Origin of the sequence: Paenibacillus sp. GP183 (assembly GCF_900104695.1) — a bacterium.
Taxonomy (GTDB): domain Bacteria; phylum Bacillota; class Bacilli; order Paenibacillales; family NBRC-103111; genus Paenibacillus_AI.
This window is the reverse complement of record NZ_FNSW01000001.1, coordinates 4255275-4281058: the sequence shown is the minus strand read 5'-3', so window position 1 is coordinate 4281058 and position 25784 is coordinate 4255275. Positions and strand designations below refer to the sequence as shown.

The 25784-nt window shown below is 48.3% G+C and carries 17 protein-coding genes and 2 pseudogenes; 7 read left to right on the top strand and 12 right to left on the bottom strand.

What is annotated here, in order from left to right; genetic code table 11:
- Window positions 1-3 precede the first annotated feature (3 nt).
- Both BLV33_RS21085 and BLV33_RS21080 read right to left on the bottom strand, forming a co-directional pair.
- Window positions 4-798, bottom strand: a complete 795-nt coding sequence (locus BLV33_RS21085) for an ABC transporter permease (RefSeq protein ID WP_090796381.1) — start codon at window positions 796-798, stop codon at window positions 4-6.
- Window positions 791-1845, bottom strand: a pseudogene (locus tag BLV33_RS21080) (ABC transporter ATP-binding protein). The gene BLV33_RS21085 and the pseudogene BLV33_RS21080 overlap by 8 nt, the downstream one beginning before the upstream one ends.
- Window positions 1846-1966: 121 nt before the next feature.
- Here BLV33_RS21080 and BLV33_RS21075 point away from each other — a divergent pair.
- The 5 genes and pseudogenes from BLV33_RS21075 (at window position 1967) to BLV33_RS21055 (ending at window position 12576) form a co-directional block, all read left to right on the top strand.
- Window positions 1967-2980 carry an LCP family protein gene (locus BLV33_RS21075; protein ID WP_090796378.1) on the top strand — a complete coding sequence of 338 codons (1014 nt, stop codon included), beginning with the start codon at window positions 1967-1969 and terminating at the stop codon, window positions 2978-2980.
- Between the two features lie 42 nt (window positions 2981-3022).
- On the top strand, window positions 3023-4399 hold the full coding sequence (locus BLV33_RS21070; protein ID WP_090796376.1) for a glutamate-1-semialdehyde 2,1-aminomutase: 1377 nt from the start codon (window positions 3023-3025) through the stop codon (window positions 4397-4399).
- A 534-nt stretch (window positions 4400-4933) separates the two neighbouring features.
- Window positions 4934-9472 carry a glutamate synthase-related protein gene (locus BLV33_RS21065; protein WP_090799114.1) on the top strand — a complete coding sequence of 1513 codons (4539 nt, stop codon included), beginning with the start codon at window positions 4934-4936 and terminating at the stop codon, window positions 9470-9472.
- A 201-nt stretch (window positions 9473-9673) separates the two neighbouring features.
- Window positions 9674-10889, top strand: a pseudogene (locus BLV33_RS21060) (MFS transporter).
- A gap of 319 nt (window positions 10890-11208) precedes the next feature.
- Entirely contained in the window at window positions 11209-12576 is a 1368-nt protein-coding gene (locus tag BLV33_RS21055; RefSeq protein WP_090796372.1) for a M20/M25/M40 family metallo-hydrolase, read from the top strand.
- A gap of 9 nt (window positions 12577-12585) precedes the next feature.
- Here BLV33_RS21055 and BLV33_RS21050 read toward each other — a convergent pair whose 3' ends face one another.
- From BLV33_RS21050 to BLV33_RS21040, 3 genes are all read right to left on the bottom strand, one after another.
- On the bottom strand, window positions 12586-13506 hold the full coding sequence (locus tag BLV33_RS21050; protein ID WP_090796367.1) for a helix-turn-helix transcriptional regulator: 921 nt from the start codon (window positions 13504-13506) through the stop codon (window positions 12586-12588).
- Window positions 13507-13590: 84 nt separating this feature from the next.
- Complete coding sequence (locus tag BLV33_RS21045; RefSeq protein ID WP_090796363.1) at window positions 13591-14748, bottom strand: winged helix DNA-binding domain-containing protein; 1158 nt, start codon at window positions 14746-14748, stop codon at window positions 13591-13593.
- 43 nt (window positions 14749-14791) lie between these two features.
- Window positions 14792-15958: an epoxide hydrolase family protein gene (locus tag BLV33_RS21040; RefSeq protein ID WP_090796360.1), complete on the bottom strand. Its 1167-nt coding sequence runs from the start codon at window positions 15956-15958 to the stop codon at window positions 14792-14794.
- A gap of 360 nt (window positions 15959-16318) precedes the next feature.
- Between BLV33_RS21040 and BLV33_RS21035 the strand changes: the two genes are divergently transcribed.
- Window positions 16319-17773 (top strand): S-layer homology domain-containing protein, encoded by a 1455-nt coding sequence (locus BLV33_RS21035; protein ID WP_171909235.1) that lies wholly within the window; start codon window positions 16319-16321, stop codon window positions 17771-17773.
- Between the two features lie 119 nt (window positions 17774-17892).
- Here the strand turns inward: BLV33_RS21035 and BLV33_RS21030 are convergent, their stop codons facing one another.
- From BLV33_RS21030 to kduD, 7 genes are all read right to left on the bottom strand, one after another.
- On the bottom strand, window positions 17893-18369 hold the full coding sequence (locus tag BLV33_RS21030) for a heme-degrading domain-containing protein (protein WP_216234805.1): 477 nt from the start codon (window positions 18367-18369) through the stop codon (window positions 17893-17895).
- A gap of 146 nt (window positions 18370-18515) precedes the next feature.
- Window positions 18516-19307, bottom strand: coding sequence for a cyanophycinase (locus BLV33_RS21025; protein WP_216234804.1), 792 nt, complete (start codon window positions 19305-19307; stop codon window positions 18516-18518).
- Between the two features lie 73 nt (window positions 19308-19380).
- Window positions 19381-19860 carry an SRPBCC family protein gene (locus BLV33_RS21020; RefSeq protein ID WP_090796349.1) on the bottom strand — a complete coding sequence of 160 codons (480 nt, stop codon included), beginning with the start codon at window positions 19858-19860 and terminating at the stop codon, window positions 19381-19383.
- A 205-nt stretch (window positions 19861-20065) separates the two neighbouring features.
- Window positions 20066-20920, bottom strand: coding sequence for a DinB family protein (locus tag BLV33_RS21015; RefSeq protein WP_171909234.1), 855 nt, complete (start codon window positions 20918-20920; stop codon window positions 20066-20068).
- Window positions 20921-20938: 18 nt separating this feature from the next.
- Entirely contained in the window at window positions 20939-21601 is a 663-nt protein-coding gene (locus tag BLV33_RS21010) for a bifunctional 2-keto-4-hydroxyglutarate aldolase/2-keto-3-deoxy-6-phosphogluconate aldolase (protein WP_090796344.1), read from the bottom strand.
- A gap of 25 nt (window positions 21602-21626) precedes the next feature.
- Entirely contained in the window at window positions 21627-22577 is a 951-nt protein-coding gene (locus BLV33_RS21005; protein ID WP_090799110.1) for a sugar kinase, read from the bottom strand.
- 110 nt (window positions 22578-22687) lie between these two features.
- Window positions 22688-23443: a 2-dehydro-3-deoxy-D-gluconate 5-dehydrogenase KduD gene (gene kduD / locus BLV33_RS21000; RefSeq protein WP_090799109.1), complete on the bottom strand. Its 756-nt coding sequence runs from the start codon at window positions 23441-23443 to the stop codon at window positions 22688-22690.
- A 160-nt stretch (window positions 23444-23603) separates the two neighbouring features.
- Between kduD and BLV33_RS20995 the strand changes: the two genes are divergently transcribed.
- Window positions 23604-25715 (top strand): stalk domain-containing protein, encoded by a 2112-nt coding sequence (locus BLV33_RS20995; protein ID WP_090796341.1) that lies wholly within the window; start codon window positions 23604-23606, stop codon window positions 25713-25715.
- The last annotated feature ends 69 nt before the right edge of the window (window positions 25716-25784 follow it).

Sequence of the window (25784 nt, the reverse complement as noted above, 5' to 3'; positions counted from 1 at the left end):
TCATTACCCTCCCTGCACGAATAATCGTGTCCGGGCTTTGGTCCAAAGCCAGTAGATTGGAATGATCAACGCAGCAAACCAGGCCGCTTGAATCCCCATCACCGAATAGACTGCAGAACCGGTTACTTGTCCGGTGAATACAGAACCCGGCAAAAAAGTAATAGCTTGAAACGGCAGAAACTCAAGCACCTTGGCCGACCAGCCCGGGAATAAAGAAATCGGGATAATCAGCCCGGAAAAAAGGTCGACTGCCACGCGTTTCATGCGCATGAGGCCCTCGTTATTTTCAAGAAAGAAGGCAAAAAGGCCTGTGATGATATTGATCTGAGAGTTGATCAAAAAGCTAAACAGCAGCATGACGAGATAAACCAGCCATCTGGAAGGCTCCATTGGGAGCTGAACCGGAAACAGCAGCGACACAACAACCATTCCAGGTGCCATGAAGAGCAGCAAGCGGAACAAGCCTTCCCCGAGACCTTGCATGATCTTCACTATCACATAGTTGTAGGGTCGGATGAATTGAATAGCTACGCTCCCATCCCGAATTTCATTGGCGATCTCGCGATCCAGGTTGTTAAAGTAAAAAGCTCTGCTCATCCAAGAGACGACGATATACGTTGTCATTTGGGCTAAAGACAAACCGCCGATGGATTCTTGAGCTCCGAAAATAGCTTTCCACAAAAAGTAGTACGAGCCAATATTCAAAGCATAGATAAGAATTCCGCTGTAATAATTCACACGATAAGCGAGCATCATAAGAAATCTCATACGGATTAGTTCCAGATAAGCGCTAAGCATGAGCGGCCGCTGCCTCCGTTTCCAAATCATCCAGTGACTGCCGAGCTTCAGCTGAACCGGATTTATAAATCTCGCGAACGATATCATCCGTTTGAGTTTCTACAATCTTGATATCCTGAATGTCCAAAACGCCGACGACACGGCTTAGAACTTCAGAAACGTTCGCCCGATTTTGCGGAATGAAAACTTTAGCAGTAAGCTCATTTTCCAACTCCCATGCCACCTCTAGACCAGTGGTAAGCTCCTGAAGACGGAACAAGGTGACGGCTTGCTCAAATTGAAGGAACACTTCCTTGCCCTTGCCCCATTTTGTTTTGAGCTCTTCCAGGCTTCCGTCGTAAATGATGCGTCCATCGTCTAGCATAATGACCCGCGAGCATAGCGCCTCAATATCCTGAAGATCATGGGTCGTAAGCAAAATGGTTGTTTCATAGCGACGGTTAAGCGATTTGAGGAATTCGCGAATTTCCGTTTTAACATAATATCCAATCCAATCGTCGGCTCGTCGAGGAACAGGATGGACGGGTTATGCAGCAGCGATGCCGCCAGCTCACAGCGCATCCGTTGACCTAGACTCAGTTTGCGTACCGGACTTGCAAGCAGATCTTGCAGCTGAAGCCGCTCCACAAGTTCATCCAAACGCTCTTTAAAATCCTTTTCCGAAACGCGGTACACCTTTTTCAGCAGCTGAAACGATTCAATCACACCGATATCCCACCAAAGCTGGCTGCGCTGTCCAAAAACGACGCCGATCCCGGAAACGAAGTTTTCCCTGTCTTTATATGGGACGAAGCCGTTCACGTGAATTTCTCCGGAGGTGGGGACGAGAATGCCTGTAAGCATTTTGATCGTCGTCGACTTGCCTGCCCCATTTTCTCCGATATAACCGCATATTTCCCCTTTGGGAATTTGAAAGCTGATGTCCTTGACGGCTCTTATTTCCTTATATTCCCGGCGAAATAAATCTTGAATAGCGCCCTTCAAGCCGCCGCGGCTTTGCTGCACCTTGAATTCCTTGCGGAGTTGTTTCACATCGATTGCAAGCATAGTATCCTCCTACAGAATGGGCCATGATTCGACCATTAACTTGCTATAGCGCTTTCCCTGCAATTATACTTATGAAGTAAACGTTAATCTATATGATACCCGACCGGAAGGAGCACAGGCAATGACAAAGTTAAAATGGATTTTGCTTGTCTTCGGGGTTTTAATACTTGGTGTAGGCGGCTATTATACCTATTCTTTTTATAATTTTGCAGCTCATATTTCCGACAAAGGCGGAGGTCGTGTTTTAACCAACAAGGCTGTCAGTGAAGTGGGTAAGTCCTATATCCCTCCCAAATGGGAAGGCCAGCAGCGTGTCAATGTCCTGCTTCTCGGCGGAGATTCGCGAGGACTTGATCCCAGTGAACTTCCCCGCTCGGACAGCATCATGGTCGCTTCCATGGATCCCGTCAGTAAAAAAGCACATTTATTTTCTATTTTAAGAGATACATATGTAAAGATTCCCGATAATGGTGAGGATCGAATCAATGCCGCTATCACCACAGGCGGTCCTAATTTAGCGATGAAAACCGTCAGTGATCTGTTAGGTATACCGATTCAATATTACGTTTATACCGATTTCAAGGGCTTTATGGCCCTTGTTGATTCAATTGGCGGTATTGATTTTGAAGTTGAAAAGGATATGAAATGGAGCGATTCTGAAGACAATCACCTGTATGATATCAATCTCAAAAAAGGCATGCAGCATCTCGATGGGAAAACAGCACTTCAATATGTAAGGTTTCGTCACGATGCCATGTCCGATTTTACAAGGACAGAGCGCCAGCGTAATTTTCTTAAAGCTGTAGCGTCCAAGCTGCAAACCACGTCCTCTATCGTAAAGCTGCCGAGAATTTTGAATGCGATCGATCCTTATATTGAAACCAATTTGAGCATTAATAACATGCTGAAGCTCGTCTCGCTTGGCTTTGAGGCCAAATCCGACGGAATTGTAAGCGCCCAGATGCCTCCTACCGAGCTGCTGGATGTCAAAACGATCCGCGGGGCTGAGGTCATCACAACCAATAAGAACAAGCTTCAGCTCTATGTGAAGAATCTGCTGGAAGGTAATATTGCCGATTCTGGAGCCAGCCCGTCTCCAACTCCTCGCGCTATTCCGAAAGCTGTGAAAAATTAAATCGGGACCTATACCCCTAACTCAAGAAGGAAGAACATACACATGAAGCGTAAGACATCGGAACAGTTATATGAAGAAGCCTTGCGGCATATAGTCGGGGGGGTTAACAGCCCCTCCCGCTCTTTTAAAGCCGTTGGCGGCGGAGCTCCCGTCTTTATGAAACGAGCGAATGGCGCCTATATCTGGGATGCGGACGGCAATCGCTTCATTGATTATTTGGCGGCATACGGCCCTGTCATTACAGGTCACGCTCACCCCCACGTGACTGAAGCCATTTGCCGTGCCGCACAGAACGGCACATTGTACGGCACCCCCACCGAACTCGAGATCGAGTTCGCCAAGATGCTTAAGGGAGCGATCCCTTCGCTCGACAAGGTCCGCTTCGTCAACTCCGGCACGGAGGCCGTGATGACGACGATCCGCGTCGCCCGCGCGTTCACGGGACGCACGAAGATCATTAAGTTTGCCGGTTGCTACCACGGCCACTCGGATCTGGTGCTCGTCGCCGCAGGCTCCGGCCCGTCGACACTGGGCACGCCGGACAGCGCCGGCGTGCCGGTCAGCATCGCGCAAGAGGTCATTACCGTGCCGTTCAACGACATTCTGGCACTGAAAGCCGCGCTTACCCGCTATGGCGAAGAGATCGCCGCTGTGATGGTCGAGCCCATCGTCGGCAACTTCGGCATGGTCATGCCCCATACCGGCTACCTTGAGCAGTTGTGCGCGGCTGCTCATCAGCACGGAGCCCTCGTCATCTACGACGAGGTCATTACGGCGTTCCGCTTCCATTACGGAGCGGCACAGACCTATGCCGGTCTCCCTCTGGCGGAGGGAGATCACTCTGGCGCGGGTGCGCCAGCTGGGCAGATCGCGGCGGCGCGCTTCGCCGCGATCGAGCCGGACCTTACGGCCCTGGGCAAAATCATCGGCGGTGGACTGCCGATTGGGGCCTACGGGGGCCGCAAGGCCGTGATGGAGCAGGTCGCCCCGCTGGGACCTGCTTATCAAGCCGGCACGATGGCGGGGAATCCCGCCTCGATCAGTGCCGGCATCGCCTGCCTGCAGGTGCTGCAGCAGGCTGAGGTTTACGCCAAGCTGGAACGGCTTGGCGGGGCCCTGGCCGAAGGCGTCGCCGACGCGGCGGCCCGTCATGGCATCAGCCTGACGGTGAACCGCATTGGCGGTGCCTTCTCGACCCACTTCTGCGGCCATCCGGTGACGGATTACGCAGAAGCCCAGGACACGGACGGCGAGCGCTTCGCGCAGTTCTTCCGTCTCATGCTGGAGGAAGGCATCTGCCTGGCGCCTTCCAAGTACGAGGCGTGGTTCCTCACCATCGCCCACACCGAGGACGACATTGCGCAAACACTCGATGCCGTAGACCGATCATTTAAAGCAATGTCCGTTAGGGTTTTTTAATTTTTAACTTTTTAACATTTGAACTTTTCAGCTTTTCTCTATCATTTAAAGTGCCATAAACGAACTATCTCCTCGTAGGGATGATAGTTTGTTCGCGTTTTCATGCTTGACATTCCTTGAAGAAATTGGTTTTATTCACCAATATGCAATTAGGCAACGCTTACATTATTCTTTTTAGCTATGGTCTATTGTAGGGGGCATCTTTTCATGTTATCCTAAAGTTACTTTTACCCTTTTTAATTTTTCTGTTATTTATTCAGCTTTTTTCATAAATATTTGGGGTGATTTTGTTCCATTCCCCGCCTTCCTATCCGCTTTGCCCCTAAACTATCAAAGGTGGAAAGTTGGCGTTTCCGAGAGAGTAAAGCTGGACGTATGATTCAATTATTCATCGTCTTTGCATTTTTATGCATATTATTTGTATAATTCGGTTTTGCTCTTGTTTGTCTTCATTCGGATATGGGACAATACTTTAAAATCGACTTTGTAATGGAGGTGAACGGTCAGTCTACTGACCCGGTAATGAATAATGTGATGCGTAATGAAGGCCGTTTTCAGAATTTGCTGGAAACCGAACACGATAGCTGCGGCATAATTTGTATTATTGAAAAAGATGGCCATCCATCCCGTGATAATATTCAGAAAACGATAAATGCCCTTGTTAAAATGGAGCATCGTTCAGGCTTTATTAATGGAGAAGGCGATGGCTGCGGGATTTTAACTGACATTCCCAGAGCTCTTTGGGCAAAGAAGCTTACGGAAGCAGGGTTAGACAGCAAGCTTGCTTATGACCCGCGTTTCTCGGTTGCCCATATTTTTGTTCCGCGCAAGCTCGACCTTACAGCTGGGCAGATGCAGGAGGGAATCCGCGGTCTTTTCCAAAACTTCGGGGTTTCTATTCTTATGGAGCAAGAAAACCAAGTCGATAATCGTGTGCTCGGTCTGAACGGGCTGAATGACGAGCCTACCTTCTGGCAGATTGCCGCTCTTTGCGATAAGCAGGAAGTGAATACGGCAGATCATCTTTTTGAGCTGCATGTTTCCATCGAGGCCAGATACCATGTACATGTAGCCTCACTCAGCAACGTAACTGCGGCTTATAAAGTGATGGGTGCTGCCAGCATTTTGCCGAAGTATTTTAACGATACACGCGATCCGTTATTTGCGGCTCAGGTTACGATCGGACATAACCGTTACTCCACTAACACACTATCTAGCTTTTTTCGTGTACAGCCTTTTTCCTTGCTCGGTCACAACGGTGAAATCAATACGGTTAAAAAAATGCGTATCGAAGCCGATATGGTCGGCGTTCCGCTGGTTGACGGCGGCAGTGACTCGCAGGATATGAACCGGACGATCGAGACATTTATTCACCGTTTTGGACTTAGCTTGTTTGAAGCGATGGAAATGGTGTTCCCTCCCATCATTAATGAAATGAAGCAGTTCCGTCCGGAGCTGCAGGACTTATATGTATACTATCGTCAGGTATGGGGCCATTACGCGCAGGGTCCTGCAGGACTCGTGTCGCGATACGGCAATGAATGTATATTCAGCGTCGACGCACTCGGACTTCGTCCGCTTTGGATGGTTGAAAGCGAATCATCGCTTTACTTCTCTTCCGAGCAAGGCGTCATTACGGTCGATGAAATGGTAGCTGATCCCAAGTCCATAGCTCCGGGTGAGAAAATCGGTGTCGTGCTGACTCCCGGTGAGCATGTTCAAGTCATTCCTTACCATGCCGTTCAAAACACCGTGCTGGAACGTACCAAAGGGCGCATTAATTTTGTTGGCTTACGCCGCTTCTTGAATCCAGCTTCCCTGGGTGAAGCCGACTTTAAAAATGAGACTATAGCTGTTACAGATCCATTGTACAGTGCATTCGGATGGGATCGGGAAGGCATTCAAATGATCGAAACCATGTCTGAGACTGGCGCTGAGCCTATCCGTTCCCTTGGTCATGACGGTCCGCACGCAGCGCTGAATGGAGAACGTCAGAATGTGCCTGATTTTATTAAAGAAAGCGTAGCTGTTGTCACCAATCCTGCGATTGACCGAGACCGTGAGATGGAGCATTTCTCAACACGTGTCATTGTCGGACCTCGTCCAGCCGTATACGGACAAGTGGATGCCAAGCTTCGTTTGGAGCTGCTTACTCCATTAGTATTGGAAGGATCCGAAGGAACAGATAGTGAAGAGCATCTTTCACAACCTTCTCTTGAGCAGCTGCTTTTGAGATTCAAGGCTGAGGGCGAAGGTCATGTGGTTACTTTGTCGGCTACTTTTACCAGAGGCACCTCACTTCGTCAAGGACTTGATGCCTTAGCTGCAGCCGCTGTTTCTGCTGTTCGTGGCGGAGCTTCCCTGCTGGTGCTGGATGATGCGGAAGCCCACCAAAATGACAGACTGTGGATCGATCCGCATCTGGCTGTTTCCAAAATCGACATAGCCCTTCGTGCTGAAAAATTAGGCTTTGGCGATAACCTTCGCCGTCAAGTTACTTTAGTGCTTCGTTCCGCTGCGATTCGCAGTCTGCATGATATCGCAGTTGCCTGCGGCCTGGGTGCGGATGTGATTTCCCCCTACCTTCTGTTTGCAACAGCTTCAGACAAAGAAGGCTCCCCTGCAGCGGCTCGTAAAGTTTATATGGCGCTGACCAAGGGTCTGGAAAAAGTCATCTCCACCATCGGTACACATGAACTGCGCGGATATACACGCTTCTTCTCCTCAATCGGCTTCCATCCGGAAGTGGCCGAGGTTCTGGATATCGTCAATTACTTGGGCAGCGAAAAAGCAGGAACAGGCTTTGCCAATCTTGAGGCGGATGCGGAAGCTCGTTATGTTGACTATGCGAACCCAAAAGCAAAAGCAGCCCGCAACTTCCGATTCTTTCAGCGTATATGGAAGTCTCTTACCGAGGCAGCTGCAGGAACGGCTCCTTACAACGATTATCGTGACAAGCTGCGTGAGGAAGAGAAGAAAAATCCGGTCTCGATCCGTCACGTCGCCGATTTCAATTATGAGAAGGCCCATACGGAAGGACGCGGTCCCCTGCAACCTTCAGAGGTAGATATTACTGTCGGCAAGCACGATTTGCCGATGCTGATTTCCTCGATGTCGTTTGGTTCGCAAAACGAAACAGCTTTCCGCGCTTATGCCGAAGCAGGCGAACGCCTGAACATGGTAACCATGAACGGTGAAGGCGGAGAGATTAAAGATATGCTTGGCCGATACAAAAGAACTCGCGGAGCGCAGGTCGCTTCCGGACGATTTGGTATCAACGTGGAGCTGGCTAATGCCGTAGCTTTCCTTGAGATCAAAATCGGGCAAGGCGCAAAGCCGGGCGAAGGCGGACATCTGCCAGGATCAAAGGTCACAGCCAAGATCGCTGCTGCCCGTAATGCAACTATTGGTTCAGATTTGATTTCTCCTTCGAATAATCATGATATTTATTCCATTGAGGATTTGGCGCAAATCATTTCCGAGCTCAAAGAGGCCAGCGGCCGCAAAGCGCAAATCATCGTGAAAGTACCTGTTGTACCTGGAATAGGGACCATTGCCGTCGGTGTTGCCAAAGCAGGGGCGGATATCATAACTTTATCCGGTTTTGATGGCGGTACGGGAGCTGCACGTGTCCACTCCTTGACTCACGTTGGTCTTCCCACCGAAATTGGTACGAAGCTTGCACACGTAGCATTGATTGAAGCTGGGCTTCGCCACCAAGTAGAGCTGTGGTCTGACGGCGGTTTGAAGTCCGGCGCAGATGTCGTGAAAATGATCATGCTTGGGGCAAACCGCTGCGGTTTCGGCAGTATTTCGATGCAAGCGATCGGTTGTACAACTTGCCGCGGCTGCCATCTGGATACATGCCATGTTGGGATTGCAACCCAAATCGATTCCATGGAAGAAGCCGAGGAAAAAGGTCTTCGACGCTTTGTACCGCGCGAATTTGATCTGGCTGTCGACAGCCTGGTTCGTTTATTCAGCGCAATGGGTGAAGAAATTTGTGAGATTGTTGCTGAGCTTGGATTCAAAAGCGCACAAGAGCTGGTTGGCCGCTCGGATCTGCTGCAGCAAGTCAGCCATTTGGATCGAATCGACTTAAGCGATATTTTACGTCCGGCTCCCTTGCAGTTTATTGTTCCTTCTGATTATGCAAAAGCAATTGGGGTCGCCTCTTCGGATATCAGAATTGCAGCAGGCGCAGAAGGGCAAGAATTCTTCCCTGATACTTTGTCTATGCATGCTGCCATCGACCGCCGTTGGTCCAGAGTTGACGCCGAAACTCGTATTCTCGGCAGTCGTTATTCGAGCCATCGTGTAAGAGATCGTTTTGACGGCAGCTACGATGAGCTTCCTCCTGTATCCTTGCAGCTGCTGGATGGCTCAGTGCCTGGTATCGGATTAGGCGCGTTTAACGCCCGTGGAGTTAACATTACCGTTCACGGTGGCGCAGAAGACGGAGTGGCCAAAATGTCACTTGGCGGCAAGGTTGCGATCCTGAAATCTCCTGGCAAAAACAATGCCTACATCAACGGAAGCGTCGGCAAATCCTTCGGTTACGGCGCGCAGAAGGGCTTGTTCCTGATCCAGGGGAACGCCGATACCCGGGCCTGCATCCGCTTCTCCGGTGCGGATGTCGTATTTGGCGGCGAAATCACTACGCCGCTTAAGGATGAGCTTGGCGGCTTGGCCGCACGCGCTAATCTCAAAGGCTTCGCCTTTGAGTACATGACGAACGGCCGTGCCGTTGTCCTCGGGGATCCAGGTCCCTGGATCTGCGCAGGTATGACAGGAGGCGTGATCTATCAACGCCTGGTGCCTGAGATGGGGCTCGATCAGGGAGCCATCGAACGCCGTATCGCCAAAGGCGCCAAAGTTAAGATTGAGCCTATCGGGGCTCAAAGCAAGAAAGATCTGAACGAGCTGCTAACCGCATATCATGCTGAGCTGGTAGAATCCGGTCAAGCTGAAGCAGCGGCGAAGATTGAAGCATTGCTCGGCGACCTGGAAACCAACTTTGTGCGTATAGCTCCGGTTGGACTACAAGCCGATCAATCGGTAGCTACTGAATAGTTGTACAATTACAGTCAAAAAACCATTGTGATGAACTGTCACAATGGTTTTTTTGCTGTTTTATGAGTAAAGTGTATTTTTGCAACCGGAATAAGGGGAATCAGTCTCAGGATGGAGGGATCTTTCATGCTGGCGAACCTTTCTGAAGAGCGGATTGTCTTGTAAAGTTTATAGGGAATAGTAATAGAAAGGGTGAGATTCATGACAGACAATCAACCTGCTTCGGCATCTTCACTGCTAAGCAACCGGTTCGTGCAAGCGATTTTGATGTCCACGTTGTTTTTGCAAATCGGTATTTGGGTGCGAAATATCGCCATTCTACTTTTCGTCAAAAAAATGACAAATGACGACGCGTTCGCCGTTTCGCTGATCTCCGTCGCGGAGTATGCGCCGATCTTCGTATTTTCCGGCCGAAAAGGACAATGGTGAGCTGCGACCTGTTAAGTGCGGTTTCCATTCTCGCGATTCTTTTTGCAATGATGTACGGTTCGTGGAAAGTCGTATTTTTCGCGACGCTAGTGTCGACAATATTATCTCAGTTCTCGCAACCCGCGGGCTTGAAGCTGTTCAAGCTGCATGTGCCTGAACATCTAGTACAAAAGGGTATGTCGGTGTATCAGACGTTGTTCGCGGTATTTATGATTTTCGGACCGATCGTCGGCATGTTCGTTTACCAGAGCTACGGCATCAAGACGGCAATCGGCATTATGGGCGTTGCCTTTCTGTTCTCGGCTGCTTCGCTGGCCTTCCTTCCACGTGATCGTCGAGACAAAGGGGAGCGACAACTGTTGCATGTGCTGGAAGACATTAAGGCGGGGTTCCGCTATATACAGAACAGCTCTATACTCCGTAAACTCGGCGGCGGATACATTGCTGTAGGGCTAGGCTTGGTCTTATTCAGCCGATGGGCATCTTCCTCATTACGGAGCGGCTTGGGAAGCCGGAGGATTATTTGCAGTGGTTCGCATTGATCAATGGCGTAGGGATGATTATTGGCGGTGTGCTGGCTATGAGCTTCTCGAGTAAAGTATCACCGAAGCATCTGACGTTCAGCATGGCAGTTATCAGCTTGACGGTAATCGCCATGGGGATTTCTACAGATTACTTGGTGACGCTTGGGCTACAGTTCATCAGCGGGCTCGTTTTTCCATGTATAAATATCGGAATCAATACGTTGATGCTGCAAAATACAGAGCAATCGTTCATCGGCCGGGTAAACGGCATTCTGACTCCGCTGTTTACGGGTTCAATGGTTGTTACGATGATGCTTTCAGGCTTGATTAAGAACACGTTCTCGCTTGTTCCGGTGTACGTGATCGCAGGTTTATTCATCCTCGCGGCCGTGGCGATTCTCGTTCCGCTGTTAAAGTTGAAGGGTGGTATTCAACCTGAACTGAAGAAGGCAGCTAGTCATTAACTATCAGTCAACTACAACTCCCTGAATAGGTCATGGTGCAGTCATTTATTTCCGAACGCTGTATCTTAAGTGCGTCACGCCAAGTGTTTTGGAGATTGTTCACGCGGCTGGGGTCACTTTCTGACCAGCCTCGCCAGTTTCTGTGAAACCGGCGCGGGTTCCCCATGGCCATCGTGATTTGACATCGTTCAAACGAAGCTAAACGTAAATCTATATTATAGAGGTTTTATAATGGTTGAGGATGCACTTCCGTGTTAAGATTAGTATGGACAGGGTTGAAACCCCCACTCATACCAATCTTAATAAGGAAGTGTAACTTATGAGCTTAGCCAAAGTGAATGAACTAATCGCGGAACGAAAAGAACAGTATTTGGAACAATTGTTTACCATTCTGCGGCAAAAAAGCATCAGCACGCAAAATATCGGGATCCGGGAATGCGCAGACTTATTGCGAGAAATGATGGAAGGTATCGGAATTAAAACACGGTTGATGGAAACAAAAGGCCATCCAGTCATTTACGGCGAAATGATAAAAGACAAGGACGCATTTTCCGTTCTCATTTACGGGCACTATGATGTGCAGCCTCCAGACCCTTTGGATGAGTGGCTGTCTCCACCTTTTGAACCGACAATCCGTAACAACAAAATATATGCACGGGGTGCGGGAGATAACAAAGGGCAGCTGATGGCGCAGCTTCTTGCCGTCAAGACGTACCTGGACGCTTTCGGAGAGCTTCCGATTAATATTAAATTTATTTTCGAAGGCGAGGAAGAGCAGAGCAGCGCCAATCTTCCGGCTTTCATTCAGGAAAACAGTGAGCTTCTTAAAACCGACCTTGTCTATACGTCCGACGGACCATCCCATGATAGCGGCAGACCTTTGATTTTATTGGGTGTTCGCGGGGTGCTCAAGTTGGAGCTGATAGCTAAAGGCGCAGACTGGGATAACCATTCCGGCAATAAAGGCAACATTGTGCCTAACCCGGTTTGGAAGCTGATGGATCTGTTTCGAACGATGAGGGATGAGCATGGCCGGGTGCTGATCGAAGGCTTCTACGACCATATACTGCCTATCTCAGAAAAAGATACCCAACTGCTGAACGAAATGCCCTTTGATCGGGATCAAGTTGCCAAGCTGATCGGTTATGAGGGTTTGAATATGGATGGAGGCACCTATTACCGCAAACTAACCATGGAGCCTACATTCAATATTTGCGGGATACACAGCGGCTACACGGGAGAAGGAACCAAAACCATCATCCCTTCCAAAGCAACAGTCAAAATGGATATTCGGTTGGTGGCGGATCAGGACCCTCAAGATATTTTTGAAAAATTTTGCAATCATGTGAAGAAAGTTGCTCCGGATATCGAAGTGAAGTTTATGGGCGCGGTAAGTCCGTCAAGAACATCTGCCGAACATGAGCTTGTGCAGGTTGTAATTAAAGCGGTAGGTGAAGCCCATGAGCAAATTCCGATTGTTCAACCCAGTATGGGAGGAAGCTTGCCCGATTATATGTGGACCAAAACGTTGGGATTACCATCCATCGTCGTCCCTTATGCCAATTTTGACGAAGCCAATCATTCTCCGAATGAAAACATCGGTGTCGATTATTTCTTAAACGGCATTAAAAGCACCTGTCATGTCATTCATAAATTAGGGGCTTTTCACCAATCTGGTCAGAGGTAAGACATAAAATCAAAGCTTATAGAGCTCAGCCATATTCAGAATGTGACGTTGCAGCTCTTTTATCAATTCGGGAGGTTCAGTCACCGTCACCTGACTGCCGTAGCTCAGAATTTTCTGGATCGCTCGTTCCGTAGATGAAAAATGCGTGGTCAACGATAAGGTTCCGTTCGGGTTCACGATGACTTGGTCGAAACCGAACTCATCGCGAACCCGGGTTTTCACTTCCGGTTGAAACTGTAGAACCGCCTTCACTTTCATAAAATCGGCTTTGCTCATGAATTGTTGTTCGACATCTTGCAGCGTATAATCCCGACGGACAAATGTTTCCGGCAAAATCTTCAGCCGACTCATCCGGGACAGCCGAAACACACGAATATCCATTCGGGTCAGGCAGTAACCGTATACATACCAGACAAAGCCTTTCAGGAAAAGGCTCATCGGTTCCATCGTGCGTTCGGCTTCAATTCCTTTGTTGTCTAAATAAGTAAATCGAACTAATTGCAAATCTTTGATCGCCTGATGCATGGGCCCGATATGTTCTTTATCATTAGGTGTCGGTTGGAAATCGAGATCCACATAAACTTGATCTACAGCTTTCGCTTGAGCAGGCATCAAGGCGCCTATTCTTTCTAATAATCCGTCGATTTCGGAATGATCCGTCGCGGAGCGCACACCGCGCAAGGCTGAGATGATCGACGAAAAGTCTTCCAGGGATAAGACTTGTTTGTCCAAGCGATAGCCTGACATGATTTCATACCCTCCATCCGATCCAGCGAATGAAACAATAGGAATTCCAGCTTGATTGATAGCTTCCATGTCGCGATAGATAGTTCGCAAAGAAACCTCAAAGCGCTTGGCTAGTTCTGTAGCGCTGACGCGCGGTTGATTTAACAGTGTCATCGTAATTGCGAGCAAGCGATCCAGCTTCATGGGGAGGTCCTCCAAACCGAGAATCCTGCGATTGTGCATAATTAGACTTTATTATATTCTACACTCAAATGGCTGGAGCCTTCTTTACCCCTCTGGTGAATTAACAATAACGTCATGGGAATGAGCCTCTGCTTCAGCAAAATGAAGCAGTCGGGCTCCTTCCGCCGTTAGGGCGTTGATTTCTTGTTTGGAGAGTCTAATGAAGGGCTCTATGTACAAAGTTACTCTCCCCCGTTCACGCTTCAGCTTCCAGGTTCCAGCGACGAAGCCGTCGATGAGTATAGTCGATCGGATGATCCCGTTCGCGGTGAATACCCGACTGCGGTATGTCTCATCAATGATTCGACTGCGGTCCGCATAAGATAAGAGCATATTGTCGAACTCACCAAGGAATCGAGGCGCAGACGGCGTGTCGGCATCCGGCCGCGGAGCTTCGGGAAGGTCGAATAATTCCGAGCCCCGTTCGTCCAGGAATGTAACTAGCTGTGGACGAAGTGACTCGATGACTTCGCTCACGCGCGAAAGTCCTGACCACGTCTGAATGTCCTTGACAGTTGCCGGACCGAATGCGGCCAAATAACGCCTGATAATGCTCTTCGCTTCAGGCTGGGAGCACAGAGGCTTACCGAGCCATGCTTCCACCGATGTATGTGCAGCCTGGCCGCTTTCTCCCCACATCCCCCGCGGCGGTACTTGCACAAGCGGTACCAAATTCCGAATCGCAGCCGCAATAGCCTCCGAACTAAGATCGGGCCATTGTTCGCGTAGACGCTTGCCTAATTCGCTGAAAGTCAGAGGCTCGCTTTCAACCAGTTCCCGGCCGGCAGCAGCAAGCGCCTCAAGGTCTACCCCCTTGAGGTGCTTTCCATAGGTGCCGTTCAGGCTGCGGTCCATGACGGCCTGCAGCCACGGGCGCAGCTGCAGAGCATCGCGGGCAGAGACCAAGTGGAGGGTCGAACGCATCAGAGCCATACGCACAACCTTCCTTTCCCGGACAAGCCGGGACAGTTCTTCTTGCTGAAAGCCTTCCAGCCGAGACCACATACCGAAGTAAGGGGCGTTCGGGGCTTGCGCCTGCATACCGACCAGATTCTCGATGACCTCCAAGACCGGAAGCTTCACACGGCTCAGCAGCATTTGCCTTGCAAGCAGTGCACGATTCAAGACGCGAGAACTTAGTACTGTGGCTGGTTCTTCTCCGGTTGCAGATCCTTTGTTTCGCGTCTTTTTTACTGCATTCATGCTTACAGCCCCCCATCCTTTTTATCGATCTTCTTTACTTAGCTTAGCGGAAACTGCGGAAGAAAGCTTGAATGTCCGGAGCCAGAAGATCCGGCGCATCCATCGCAGCAAAATGGGTACCCCGTTCAAACTCCGACCATTGCACAATGTTCGTGTTATCGCGCTGTGCAAAGCGCTTCATCGATTTGAAATCATGTCCGAACACTGCCAGACCTGTCGGGATCGTATTCGGTCCTTGCGGTGCTTGTTCGTGGTTATGAGCATTCTCGTAATACAGGAGGGCGGAGGATTCTGCCGTATTGGTCAACCAATACAGGGTAACGTTCGTCAACAATGCATCCCGGTCAATGAAATCCACATGGTCACCGAAGCCGTTAAACAACTCGGCAATCCAAGCGAGCTGCCCCACAGGAGAGTCCGCAAGACCATATGAGAGCGTCTGTGGCCGGGTCGACTGGATCGAATTGAAGCCTGCCCGTTCATGGAAGTTTGCAAGGAATTGAAGGCGCTTTTGATCATCTTCAGATAGGTCTGCCATCTCTGCCGGATCGCCGGAAGGAAAGGAGAATAGCTGCAGTACGTGGACGCCGCGAAGGCCCTCCGGCTTCTGTATGCCCAGCTCCCGGGACACAAGCGCACCGCAGTCGCTGCCGTGTGCACCGTATTCTTCATATCCCAAACGTTTCATTAATGTATCCCATGCTTTCGCAATACGAGCAATATTCCATCCGGGTTCAAGGGCTGAGCCGGAGAATCCGAACCCTGGCACGGAAGGGATGATGAGATGGAATGCGTTAGCCGGATCGCCGCCATGATTGCGCGGATCGCTGAGCGGACCGATTAACTCCATGAACTCGACGATCGAACTAGGCCAGGCGTGAGTCAGCAGCAGAGGAAATGCGTCTGGTTCGGGCGAGCGGACATGCAGGAAATGTACTTGGGCACCATCAACTATTGTAGTGAACTGAGGGAATTCGTTCAGACGTGCTTCGTGTTTACGCCAATCGTACTCGTTCTGCCAGTAGGATGCCAATTCTTTCACATAATCCAGCGAAACGCCGTATTTCCAGCCTGCTCCCCTTAATGCATCCGGCCACCTCGTCTTGGACAGACGATATTGGAGATCATCCAGTTCTGCTTGCGCGACGGCGATACGAAACGGTTGAATTTCTGCTATTACCGCGTTTGAAATTTGATTTGAAGTAGTCATTTGATTTTCCTCCTCGAATGGTGGGTGATGTTTATCTTGCTTACACTACTTATATTAGACCATGCACCCTGACAACATTATGTCAGGGTGCAAACGGCAAAAAAATTATTTTTGCCCAACATTTACAAATAGATTTTAAAATGGTCATATGATATAAATCGTATGGACAAGATAATATATTTGATTGAAGGGGAAAAAATGAAAAAATTAAGTTTTATTCTATTGGCTGTTCTTCTTGTTCTCACAGGATGTTCACCAAACGCGTTACTTGTTGCCGAATCGTTTAAGAAAACGATGGATTTGTCTTCTTATGAGTCCAAAACGAACATTTCATTATCCGGTCATTTTCCGGCTGTTCCAATGGATGAAAAAATCAAGCCAGTTTTAGATATTTTAAAAGAGGGGATCGTCATCGATACTCTCCAAAAAAATGCACAGGAATCACACACGGTCATTTCAGCAAACAACCCTGCTTCTATTCTTGGCAGCGAATTATGGCCTTACCAAACAGCTCCTTCATTTGATTTATACATGAAAGGAAATGGGCTATATCTGAAGTCTTCCGTGGATAAGAAATTTTTGGCTCTTCCCTCCCAAGCCGCAAATGCTCCAGACAGCATGGCAAGCGAGAAAATAAAACAAATACTGAAAGCTTTCATAAATCAATATGATTATAATGCACAGCATCTTGAAAAAATAGGTTCAGAAAAGGTTACACTCCCCAATGGAAGCGTCTTGGATACAACCCACATCCGGATTAGCCTTGACATGCAGGAAGCAATGGATATGGCCGCATATACGCTTGATAATTTAAGCCGATTTGAAGGATTGAAAGACCTTCCGTCATTGCTTCCGACCCTTGGAGGAGCTCAGGGAGCAGTGGATTTGGCCGGGATCAAAAATAATCTATCCGATATGGCAAAGCAAATCAAAGCTTCGAATGTAGCGGATTTGAAAGCAAGCGGATTTGACGCTAAGCTTTCGCTAGATTTATGGATAGATAAAGATAACCAAATCTCCCAAAACGAGACCAACATCTATTTCAAACTACCGAACGAAACTACGCAGCAAAGCGGCAGTTCCAATCAAGCAGATTTAAACCTGACCATACGGAATCAAATCTGGAATCAGAACAAGAATCTTGATATCCAGTACCCATCCGAAGGAATCATAGTAAATTCGGAAAACATTAAAAAGGATATCAAGCTTTTGAATTCTTACGATAAATCCAGCCCAATTCGTTTCCTGGCCAAGGATGAATTGTTGATGCAAGCCGCACCTTTTGCCGACGTTCCCAGTTTTGACTGGGCTTTTGAGCCAGTGACCATGTTACACCAAATGAACATTATTAATGGTTATGAAAATAACGAGTTTAAACCAGATCGCAATATTACCCGTGCGGAATTTATTAATATGGCAGCGAACGCCTTGGGTTTAAAGCCTGTCTCTGCCAATCTTTCCTCCTTCAAGGATAATAATCAAATTCCCAATTGGGCCACCCAATCCGTTCAGACAGCTGTGCAGGCCGGTCTGATCGATGGTTATGAAGATGGCTCACTTCGTCCAAACCAGCCGATTTCTCGTACCGAGATCGTCGCTATTTTGGCAAAAGGATTTCATCTTCCTGTCACCTCTAATTATTCCTTAACATATACCGATCAGAATGCCATTCCTAATTGGGCGGTGAACTATGTGCGATCCGCTGCCACCAAAGGTTTGGTGGATGGGTATGAGGACGGAAGTTTTGCTCCAAACAGACCAGCCAAAAGATCCGAAGTGGCATCGATCCTTTATAAATCCATAATGATGGATTGACTTACGGGGATCAACAGTGAACGGAGAAAGGCTATTGAGTAAACTCAATAGCCTTTCTCCCATTTTTATCCATGTCAGACACTTTTTACTTGGACAACTTCAATCATATTCATTTCCCTTTACCCCCATAGTAATTCCCTTAACACAGAAACAACCATGTCGTGATCTTCCTCACCCGGCAGTCCCGATACCGTGATGGTACCTACAATGCCTTCATTTTCCAAAAGTAACGGAAAAGCGCCGCCTTCTGCCTTATAATCATTCGGGTTGAGGCCGGAGACTTCTACCGTTGAACCGGTCGATTTCAGAAATACGTGCATATAATAGGAGCTATGGCCGAAATGATGGGCGACGTTATTTTTCCATGACACCCATTCATCGTTATGAGAAGATTTGCCGTCCATTCTGCTGTAAAATAACAACTCGCCGTTTCTTCGAATGTCGACGACGATTGATTTGTCCTCACGCATCGCTTTTTCAATAATCCTGTTCCCAACTTTGTAGGCGGTCTCATTCGTGAAAACGGAAAACTGGAGATCAGCTTCTTGCTGTAACAAAGTCTGTAATAAAGCGTTGTATTGGTCCAGATGGAGCACTTCCTTTTCCAGTAAAATAGTGGTTCCTGTTTGACATTATACACGCAAATAGCCGTTTTAACGAGCGAGTGGTTTTATCGAATAAAGTCCAAGTGGACCCCACATTTAAATCATCGACCATTACGACAACATTTCACTGTAAAACGCTAGTTTGACGCCTGGTTGGATGCCTGATTCATACTGTATGATAAATTTGCTTCTCTTGTGTCCAAGTTAAATGTATCTCCAGGGGATAGAAAATAAAATTTGCCGCCTGTAGTATTCATATATTCGTTGTCATAAATGGCCACATAACTGTTCCCTATTACTTCAAAGTTTGTTCCCTGAACCACGATGGCCGTTCCTTCGTCAATTCCAATACCCAGCAGCTCCGGTTGAGCGGAGATAACTTCAACAAGATCAAAATGACGGTTTCGCCGTATTAAATGTTGATCAATCGTGACGTTTTCCAAGAAACCCAGGCCCTCCACATGGTCCCCCATTAGAATGGTGTTTGTTTGAGTATCTCCCCTTACCATATAGGATCCTTGGATTGTCGCACCCGCAGAAGTTCCGCCAATAACACCTCCTCGGCCAAGAAGAGCGTTCAATTCCTGATGAACTTTCGTATGCAGGTAGGCGTCAGCAAGCCTCCATTGTCTTCCACCCGAAAACCATACTGCATGAGCCAATTTTATTGGGGCGGCGAACTCCTCCGTATCTGCCAAATTTCGATCGTAAGTGTGAAGGATGGTGATATTGGTTGCTCCAGCTTGTTCAAAAGCGATTAAATCCTTCCCTTTATTGGCTACAAGGTTCTCTTCTTGAGCCGTAGGAATCACAATGATCGAAGCTTGCGTACCGCCTGCCAATTCTATAAACCGCTCAATCACATCCGAATGTAAGCGCCCCCCGCCAGCAATAACCAAAGAACCGTTTAACAAACCTTTTGAATTCATACACATCATCTCTCCCCTCTTCATATATCACATTCTATCACAACTTTATTGGGTCCTATCTCGGATTATCAGATTATTCGGTATAATCAGCCAGATTCTCCAGAGTGGACCTCAAACCAACATCGTGATCTTCCTTCCGTATTCCTTCGGGTACGTTCTCACAAACAATGGTAACCTCGGTGCCTTCCGGAACGGCAGCTAAGGTCCATGTCATGATCATCTCTCCCGCGAAAACGGGATCCTCGGAATCGAATTCTACTAACTGTACAATCCGCTCGTTTGGAGCGAACTCCAAGAATCTCCCTTTGACAACGTCAGCATGCTCCGAAGTTTTGCCTTGCGTTGAATGGTCCTTTCCGACATAAGTTAGGGACATTCGATAGGCTCCGCCGGCTTGAGCATCGAACTCGTAGATATGTCCTTTCATACCCTTCGGTGGAAGCCACGAAACCAGAGCCTCCGGGTCCACGAATGCCTTATAGATCGTTTGCGGTGATGCCTTGATGACTCTCGAACCAGAGTCAGTTCTTTTCTTGCTTGATGGATTTGTCATAACTTCAAACCTCCCAGCTATCTAAAAAATTATTATTTGGAATCAACAACAAAAATATTGCCGAAGAAATTTCCAGCTATGAAAGCAGACCTGCATTATCGAAGTATTGCACAATAGTCCTCTTCCAAACGATCACTCTCCTATCCTATACAAACTCTAAGCGCAAAAAAAGTTCCCGCACCAGGAACTTTTTTTCAGATACAACTCAGACGTTATCATGCATATGGCGGATTTTGGTGATGGTCCTTAAGTGGTGCCGGACGTGACTGTGCATCATTTTCATAAGTCGTCCTGCTGTTTCATGCTTTCCTGAGACAACTACAAATCGATTCATCGCATCGGGCAGCTGTTTGCACATTTGAACGATGTGATTCCTTACCGCTTTAAACAGTTCAACTTCGGCTCCAATCGATCTGATCTTGTAATCCAGTCCATCAGACCATGCATCCTGTGAAAAGGAATTCCCGATATAACTTCGACCGCTCTCCGACAGGGCAAATTTGAGCTTATGCATCGTAATCAGCTCCATGTCGACCAGGTGAAGGACGTTCTGACGAATGCTCCACTTGCCCGCTGACAAAGACGCATCGAGATCTTCTTCAGACAAACCCTTTATCGCATTCTCCAATTCACTTGGACCTTGAGCGTACAGTTGAAGAATCTCATCATTTGTGAGGAAAAGCTCTTCCCAATACACCACTGTATACCCATCAATCACAGGAACAATGAGATTACAAATAAAGCCCGGGTCCTCTTTAATCCTGTAATTATGGATGCCGCGCTGGATTAAAGATGACAATGTTTGTTGGACAGAATGAACTCCGATGTAAAAAGAGTCGCCGGAATTAGGACTATGCACAACAGTGTCGAGCCATTTTTTTGTCTGGCTGGGGATGTTGAAGTTTGATTCCGACAATGCGACCAAATATCCCGGCTGTATGGACATCAAAACGGCATGATCCATCTCTTCTACTAACGTCCACCCCAAGTTTCGGGTAAAATAAGCAACAGATTCGCTAATTGTTTTTACTTGCAAATGAAGCTTTGCTTTGTTCGGCATAGAGAAATTCATCGCCTCCTACTTTTTGGCAGCGCGATAAGCCTCTATATACTGTGCAGCTTTCTTGGCTACCAAACTGTAATCGCCTGTTCGGGCAGCCTCGCTGGTCAAATCCGAGCCAATTCCTACGGCTACAACTCCCGCTTGAATCCATTCGGCCAGATTGCTGAGCGATACGCCGCCTGTCGGCATAATGTTCGCTTGCGGCAGCGGGCCTTTGATCGCTTTGATCATGGCCGGGGAGTACAGATTCCCCGGGAACAGCTTTACGATATCCACGCCCAGCTCCAGCGCGGTCTGGATCTCTTGAATCGTCATGCACCCCGGCATGACGGGGACTCGATAACGGTTGCACAGCGCAACCGTTGCCGGGTTCAAAGACGGGCCGACGACGAACTCGGCCCCACTGAGAATCGCGGCGCGTGCCGTCTCCGGATCGAGCGCCGTGCCGACGCCGATGATCGCATACTTCGCCGCGTCCTGCGCTGTGCTCGAGTAGCGCTTCGCAAGCTCCTCGATTGCGCGCAGCGCAAAAGGAACGGTCATCGTCACTTCGATGACCTTAATGCCCCCGGCGATGGCCTGCTCCGCCATGGCCACGACTTCCTCAGGCGTCTCGCCGCGCAATACGGCGACGACTCCTTCATTACTGATTTGCTGGATTAGCTTGATTTTTTTCATAGGTCATCTGCCTTTTTATACAAATTTAACGTTCAATATGATTAACGTCATTAAGAACCGCTTCCACTTGCTCCCATGTGGGAATTCCTTCCCAATCGCCTTCCATCTGGATGACCATCGAGCCAACCAGATTGCCGATGCGAACGGCCTCCGGATAAGGGTATCCTCTCAGCAAGCCAACAAGAAAACCGGCACAAAAGCCATCGCCTGCCCCTACCGTATCTACAACATGCTCCACGCGGAAGTAAGGAACCGCCGTTACACTATCTTTATCTATAACGTATGTTTCATCGTCTCCGCCTTTAACAATTGAAACCGCCGTCAGGTTGCGGAGCTTGGCTACGATCTCATTCCAATCCTCCGTTTGATATAAAAGCTTCAGCTCATCCAGGCCCGGCAGGAAAATATCCGCTTCTTTCGCCATTGCCAAAAGCACGGGACGCGCTTCCTCGATGCTCCAGAGCTTGAGACGAAGGTTCGGGTCAAAGCTCACTTTCACGCCATGGCGGCGTGCCAGATGCATGGCCTCAATCACTGTCGCTCTGCAGGTTTCGCTAAGCGCAGCCGTTATTCCGGTAACATGCAAAATTTTCGCTTGCGCAATATAGCTTTCGTCCAGATGCTTCGGTGCCATTCGGCTTGCTGCCGAGTTTTTGCGATAATAATAAACCGATGTTTTGCCCATTAGCACTTCACGCATCATGAGTCCTGTTGGCGCTTCAGGTGTCAGGGCAGCTCGCGAAACATCGACGCCTTCACCGCGTATTGTTTTGAGGATCCTTCTCCCCAGCGGATCATGGCCAAGAAGCCCAAACCAACCGGCACGTCGACCGAGTCGGGCCACACCGATGGCAACATTGCTTTCCGCTCCGCCAAACAACTGATGCAGTTGAGAGGAGTACTCCAGCCCTTTACCGCTCGCGGGCATCATCAATGCCATCGTTTCACCAAATGTTAACAGCTCAGGCTGAAGCATTTGCGGTTGTATAGCTTGGGTCTCTTGCTTGGTTTGGACGGCTTGGTTGGCCTGTGTGGCTTGGCTAGCTTCCACATTTTGCTGGTCTGGTTGATTATGCACGTTTTCCATTATCTCGCCATCCATCCGCCGTCCACACAAAGAACGTGGCCGTTCATGTAGTCAGAAGCCTTCGATGCCAGATAAATGGCCGCTCCCTGTAAATCCTCTGTTGTTCCCCATCGTGCTGCGGGAATTCGAGCAAGAATAGACGCACTGCGTTCTTCGTCTGCCCGTATAGCCGCCGTATTATCTGTAGCCATATAGCCCGGAGCTATTGCATTCACATTAATTCCTTTGCCTGCCCATTCGTTGGCAAGCGCCTTCGTTATTCCTGCAATCGCATGCTTCGACGCTGTGTAGCCGGGAACATTAATGCCGCCTTGAAAGGTAAGCATCGAGGCAATATTAATGATTTTGCCGCTGCCGCGTTCGATCATGTGTCTTCCAAGCAGTTGGCTGAGGAAAAAGGCTGCGTTCAAGTTCAAATTCAGCACATCGTGCCAATCCTGAGCAGCATGATCCGCTGCCGGTGTACGTCTGATAATGCCCGCGTTATTGACCAATATATCGATATGCCCGAGCTTCACCAGCGCTTCTTGCACGACACCCTCCAGCTTGCTTTCATCGCCGAGATTCGCAACAATCGTATGCGCCTTCCGCCCAAGACTTTCTATTTGCTTTTGCACCTCACGGCTTCCATCATTGCTTGTAACTACCGCGACATCTGCTCCCGCACCTGCCAGTCCAAGCGCTATACCGCCTCCCAAACCTTTGGATCCTCCCGTAATCAGAGCTGTTTTCCCGGTTAGATCAAACAATTGAATCGACACCTTTACCCCACTCCCTTACAAATTGAAACGCTTAAATGATATGTTCATTATAGTCCAAGAAAATCGAATGTGCCAGTGAAACAATATGCTGCAAGCCTGCGTCTAATTGGATAATAACTGGAAGCTCATTTGAATTCCAAAGGAGAAGGGTCGAATGAAAATTGCACAGAAATTAGCAGTGGTCTTGTCGGTAGTTTTTACAATGGGATCACTCGGCCATCATGCGCCTGCAGTTGCAGATTCGCCAGCAGTTGCTTCAACCAATTCGATATACGAAAAAGCTGAAAAAATCATCATCCGCTCAGCCACCGAACCGCGCTTACAGGCGCCTATGAACACCCTGATGACTCCGTCACCCCAAACCTTTGAAATTGATTTTCCCGAATCCATGGATCAGGCTTCAGTTGAGACCCAGCTTAAGGCTCATGGGACTGAACGAAATCCATCCAGAGCTCCAGCATTGCAGTGGGAGTTTAATTGGAGAAGCACCTCCCATCTAGAAGCCAAGGTTACACCTAGCTCTTTTCCATCAGGAACCTATATTCTAGGTGAATATCAATTGAATGTAAATAACTCTTCTACCCTCAAAGGCGACCTTATAAGCGGAGCGCCTGTTTTGAATTTGATCGTTCAGAACCCTTTTCAATTGTGGCGCTATTCACTGGACGGTAAACAAAGAGAACTGCTGTCTACAGTAGATAATTTGTACTCTTTGCGTATGCTCGGGAATCAGGATCGCTATTTTCTGGCAGTCCGCTCTGGTGCATATTGCGAATGTGATGCATATCTTGAAGGGCTGTACGGACTGTATGATCAATCAAATAAGCAGTTGATTCGCTATCCTGTTCATTTGTACACGACCTATGTCGGTAAAGGAGACTTTGTCGTGGACCGGCGGGGATTTTTTTATGAGCAGCCAAGTGAAGGTATTCAGATTCCGCAAAGCGATACGGCCAAAAGGATTCAAGTAAAAGGATACGTTCACGGAGCCGATTTATCCAAGGACGGCAAATATGTTCTGATGGCCATTGGGGAGGAAACGCAGGAAAAGGATTTTTCCATTGCTATGTATTCTTTGGAAAATGATACGATCCAAGTCCTGGCTGAAAAAGTCGCAGGCTGGGTACCAACTGATCTCGCTATGGGCGGACGTTTGCCGATTCAATTTGTGGATGATGGAGATAAGGTGTATTTTGTACTCCAGGAACGAGGGACTTCTCAGGAAGTACGTTATGCTTATTCATGGAATGCCGACACCATTCAAGATTGGAATCCTCCGATCCCAAAAACCACCTGGTCCGTCTTTAGCGCTTCAAGCGATCATGTGTTTCAATACTATTCCGATGCCGGAATTTACCGGGATAAGAATTTGATTATGGATGCACAAAAGCTTCAATTGGCTGACAGTCATTGGTTAAATGCCACACACAGCATGGCTTATCTAAGTTATGAAATCGAGCATACTGCAAACAAGCAATTTACGACTTCACTTCAGCTTTTTAATGCAGATAATTTGCAGCAAAAAGCTTTATACACAGGGTTACATACCGAATCTCGTTTATTGGGAAGCAGCCCTGACGGACAGTGGATTTATGTCAATGCCAGACAACCCGGAATCGGTACTGCATTGCCTCCGGATTCGTTCGGTCAAGGAGATGGCAAATTACTTGCTCCTGTGAATTCTGATAGTTCATTGCCAACTGCTGTTTACATGGATGACAAGAAGTTAAATCTCATTTTGCCCGTGATCATTGAAAATCATCAGCTCTACCTTCCACTGAGAGCAGTCATGGAAGCTGGCGGATGGCATATTACCTGGAATTCGAAGCGAAAGGAAGTTACTGGTAAAAAGAACATACTCAGGGATCGCGAATTTACCTTCCTGATCGATGGAATAACGGGAACTTTTAACTCGAAAACCGGCATTCTTCCCATTGCTCCCAAATTGATCGACGGCACAACTTATCTCTCTGCTGGCATTTTACAAATGCTTGGCATGAAGCTGGAGTGGGATGATAGTAAAAAGGTGCTTTTCATTTCAGACCTTCCTGGAGCCGGGGGCATCAGTTACTCGAACGGAACCCGGTATGAGGGGCAGCTTAGCGGGGATACTGCCAATGGAGTCGGCAAGCTGTTTGGACCGGAAGGCCAGCTCATCTATGAGGGTATGTTCGCGAATGGAAAGTATCATGGTCAAGGTAAGCTGTATGATCTCAACGGTAAATTGCAATATGCCGGCACATTCACAGATGGACAACAAGGATAAAGCGATGTACACATTGAAAAAAGGGTTGAGCAGAGAAGCTTTTTCTGCTCAACCCTTTTCCTAAGATTA

What these genes read in the sequence shown, in the direction of transcription:
- BLV33_RS21085 (WP_090796381.1), bottom strand. Translation starts at nt 798, where the DNA reads ATGCTTAGCGCTTATCTGGAACTAATCCGTATGAGATTTCTTATGATG.
- BLV33_RS21075 (WP_090796378.1), top strand. Translation starts at nt 1,967, where the DNA reads ATGACAAAGTTAAAATGGATTTTGCTTGTCTTCGGGGTTTTAATACTT.
- BLV33_RS21070 (WP_090796376.1), top strand. Translation starts at nt 3,023, where the DNA reads ATGAAGCGTAAGACATCGGAACAGTTATATGAAGAAGCCTTGCGGCAT.
- BLV33_RS21065 (WP_090799114.1), top strand. Translation starts at nt 4,934, where the DNA reads ATGCGTAATGAAGGCCGTTTTCAGAATTTGCTGGAAACCGAACACGAT.
- BLV33_RS21055 (WP_090796372.1), top strand. Translation starts at nt 11,209, where the DNA reads ATGAGCTTAGCCAAAGTGAATGAACTAATCGCGGAACGAAAAGAACAG.
- BLV33_RS21050 (WP_090796367.1), bottom strand. Translation starts at nt 13,506, where the DNA reads ATGAAGCTGGATCGCTTGCTCGCAATTACGATGACACTGTTAAATCAA.
- BLV33_RS21045 (WP_090796363.1), bottom strand. Translation starts at nt 14,748, where the DNA reads ATGAATGCAGTAAAAAAGACGCGAAACAAAGGATCTGCAACCGGAGAA.
- BLV33_RS21040 (WP_090796360.1), bottom strand. Translation starts at nt 15,958, where the DNA reads ATGACTACTTCAAATCAAATTTCAAACGCGGTAATAGCAGAAATTCAA.
- BLV33_RS21035 (WP_171909235.1), top strand. Translation starts at nt 16,319, where the DNA reads ATGGATGAAAAAATCAAGCCAGTTTTAGATATTTTAAAAGAGGGGATC.
- BLV33_RS21025 (WP_216234804.1), bottom strand. Translation starts at nt 19,307, where the DNA reads ATGAATTCAAAAGGTTTGTTAAACGGTTCTTTGGTTATTGCTGGCGGG.
- BLV33_RS21020 (WP_090796349.1), bottom strand. Translation starts at nt 19,860, where the DNA reads ATGACAAATCCATCAAGCAAGAAAAGAACTGACTCTGGTTCGAGAGTC.
- BLV33_RS21015 (WP_171909234.1), bottom strand. Translation starts at nt 20,920, where the DNA reads ATGCCGAACAAAGCAAAGCTTCATTTGCAAGTAAAAACAATTAGCGAA.
- BLV33_RS21010 (WP_090796344.1), bottom strand. Translation starts at nt 21,601, where the DNA reads ATGAAAAAAATCAAGCTAATCCAGCAAATCAGTAATGAAGGAGTCGTC.
- BLV33_RS21005 (WP_090799110.1), bottom strand. Translation starts at nt 22,577, where the DNA reads ATGCTTCAGCCTGAGCTGTTAACATTTGGTGAAACGATGGCATTGATG.
- BLV33_RS20995 (WP_090796341.1), top strand. Translation starts at nt 23,604, where the DNA reads ATGAAAATTGCACAGAAATTAGCAGTGGTCTTGTCGGTAGTTTTTACA.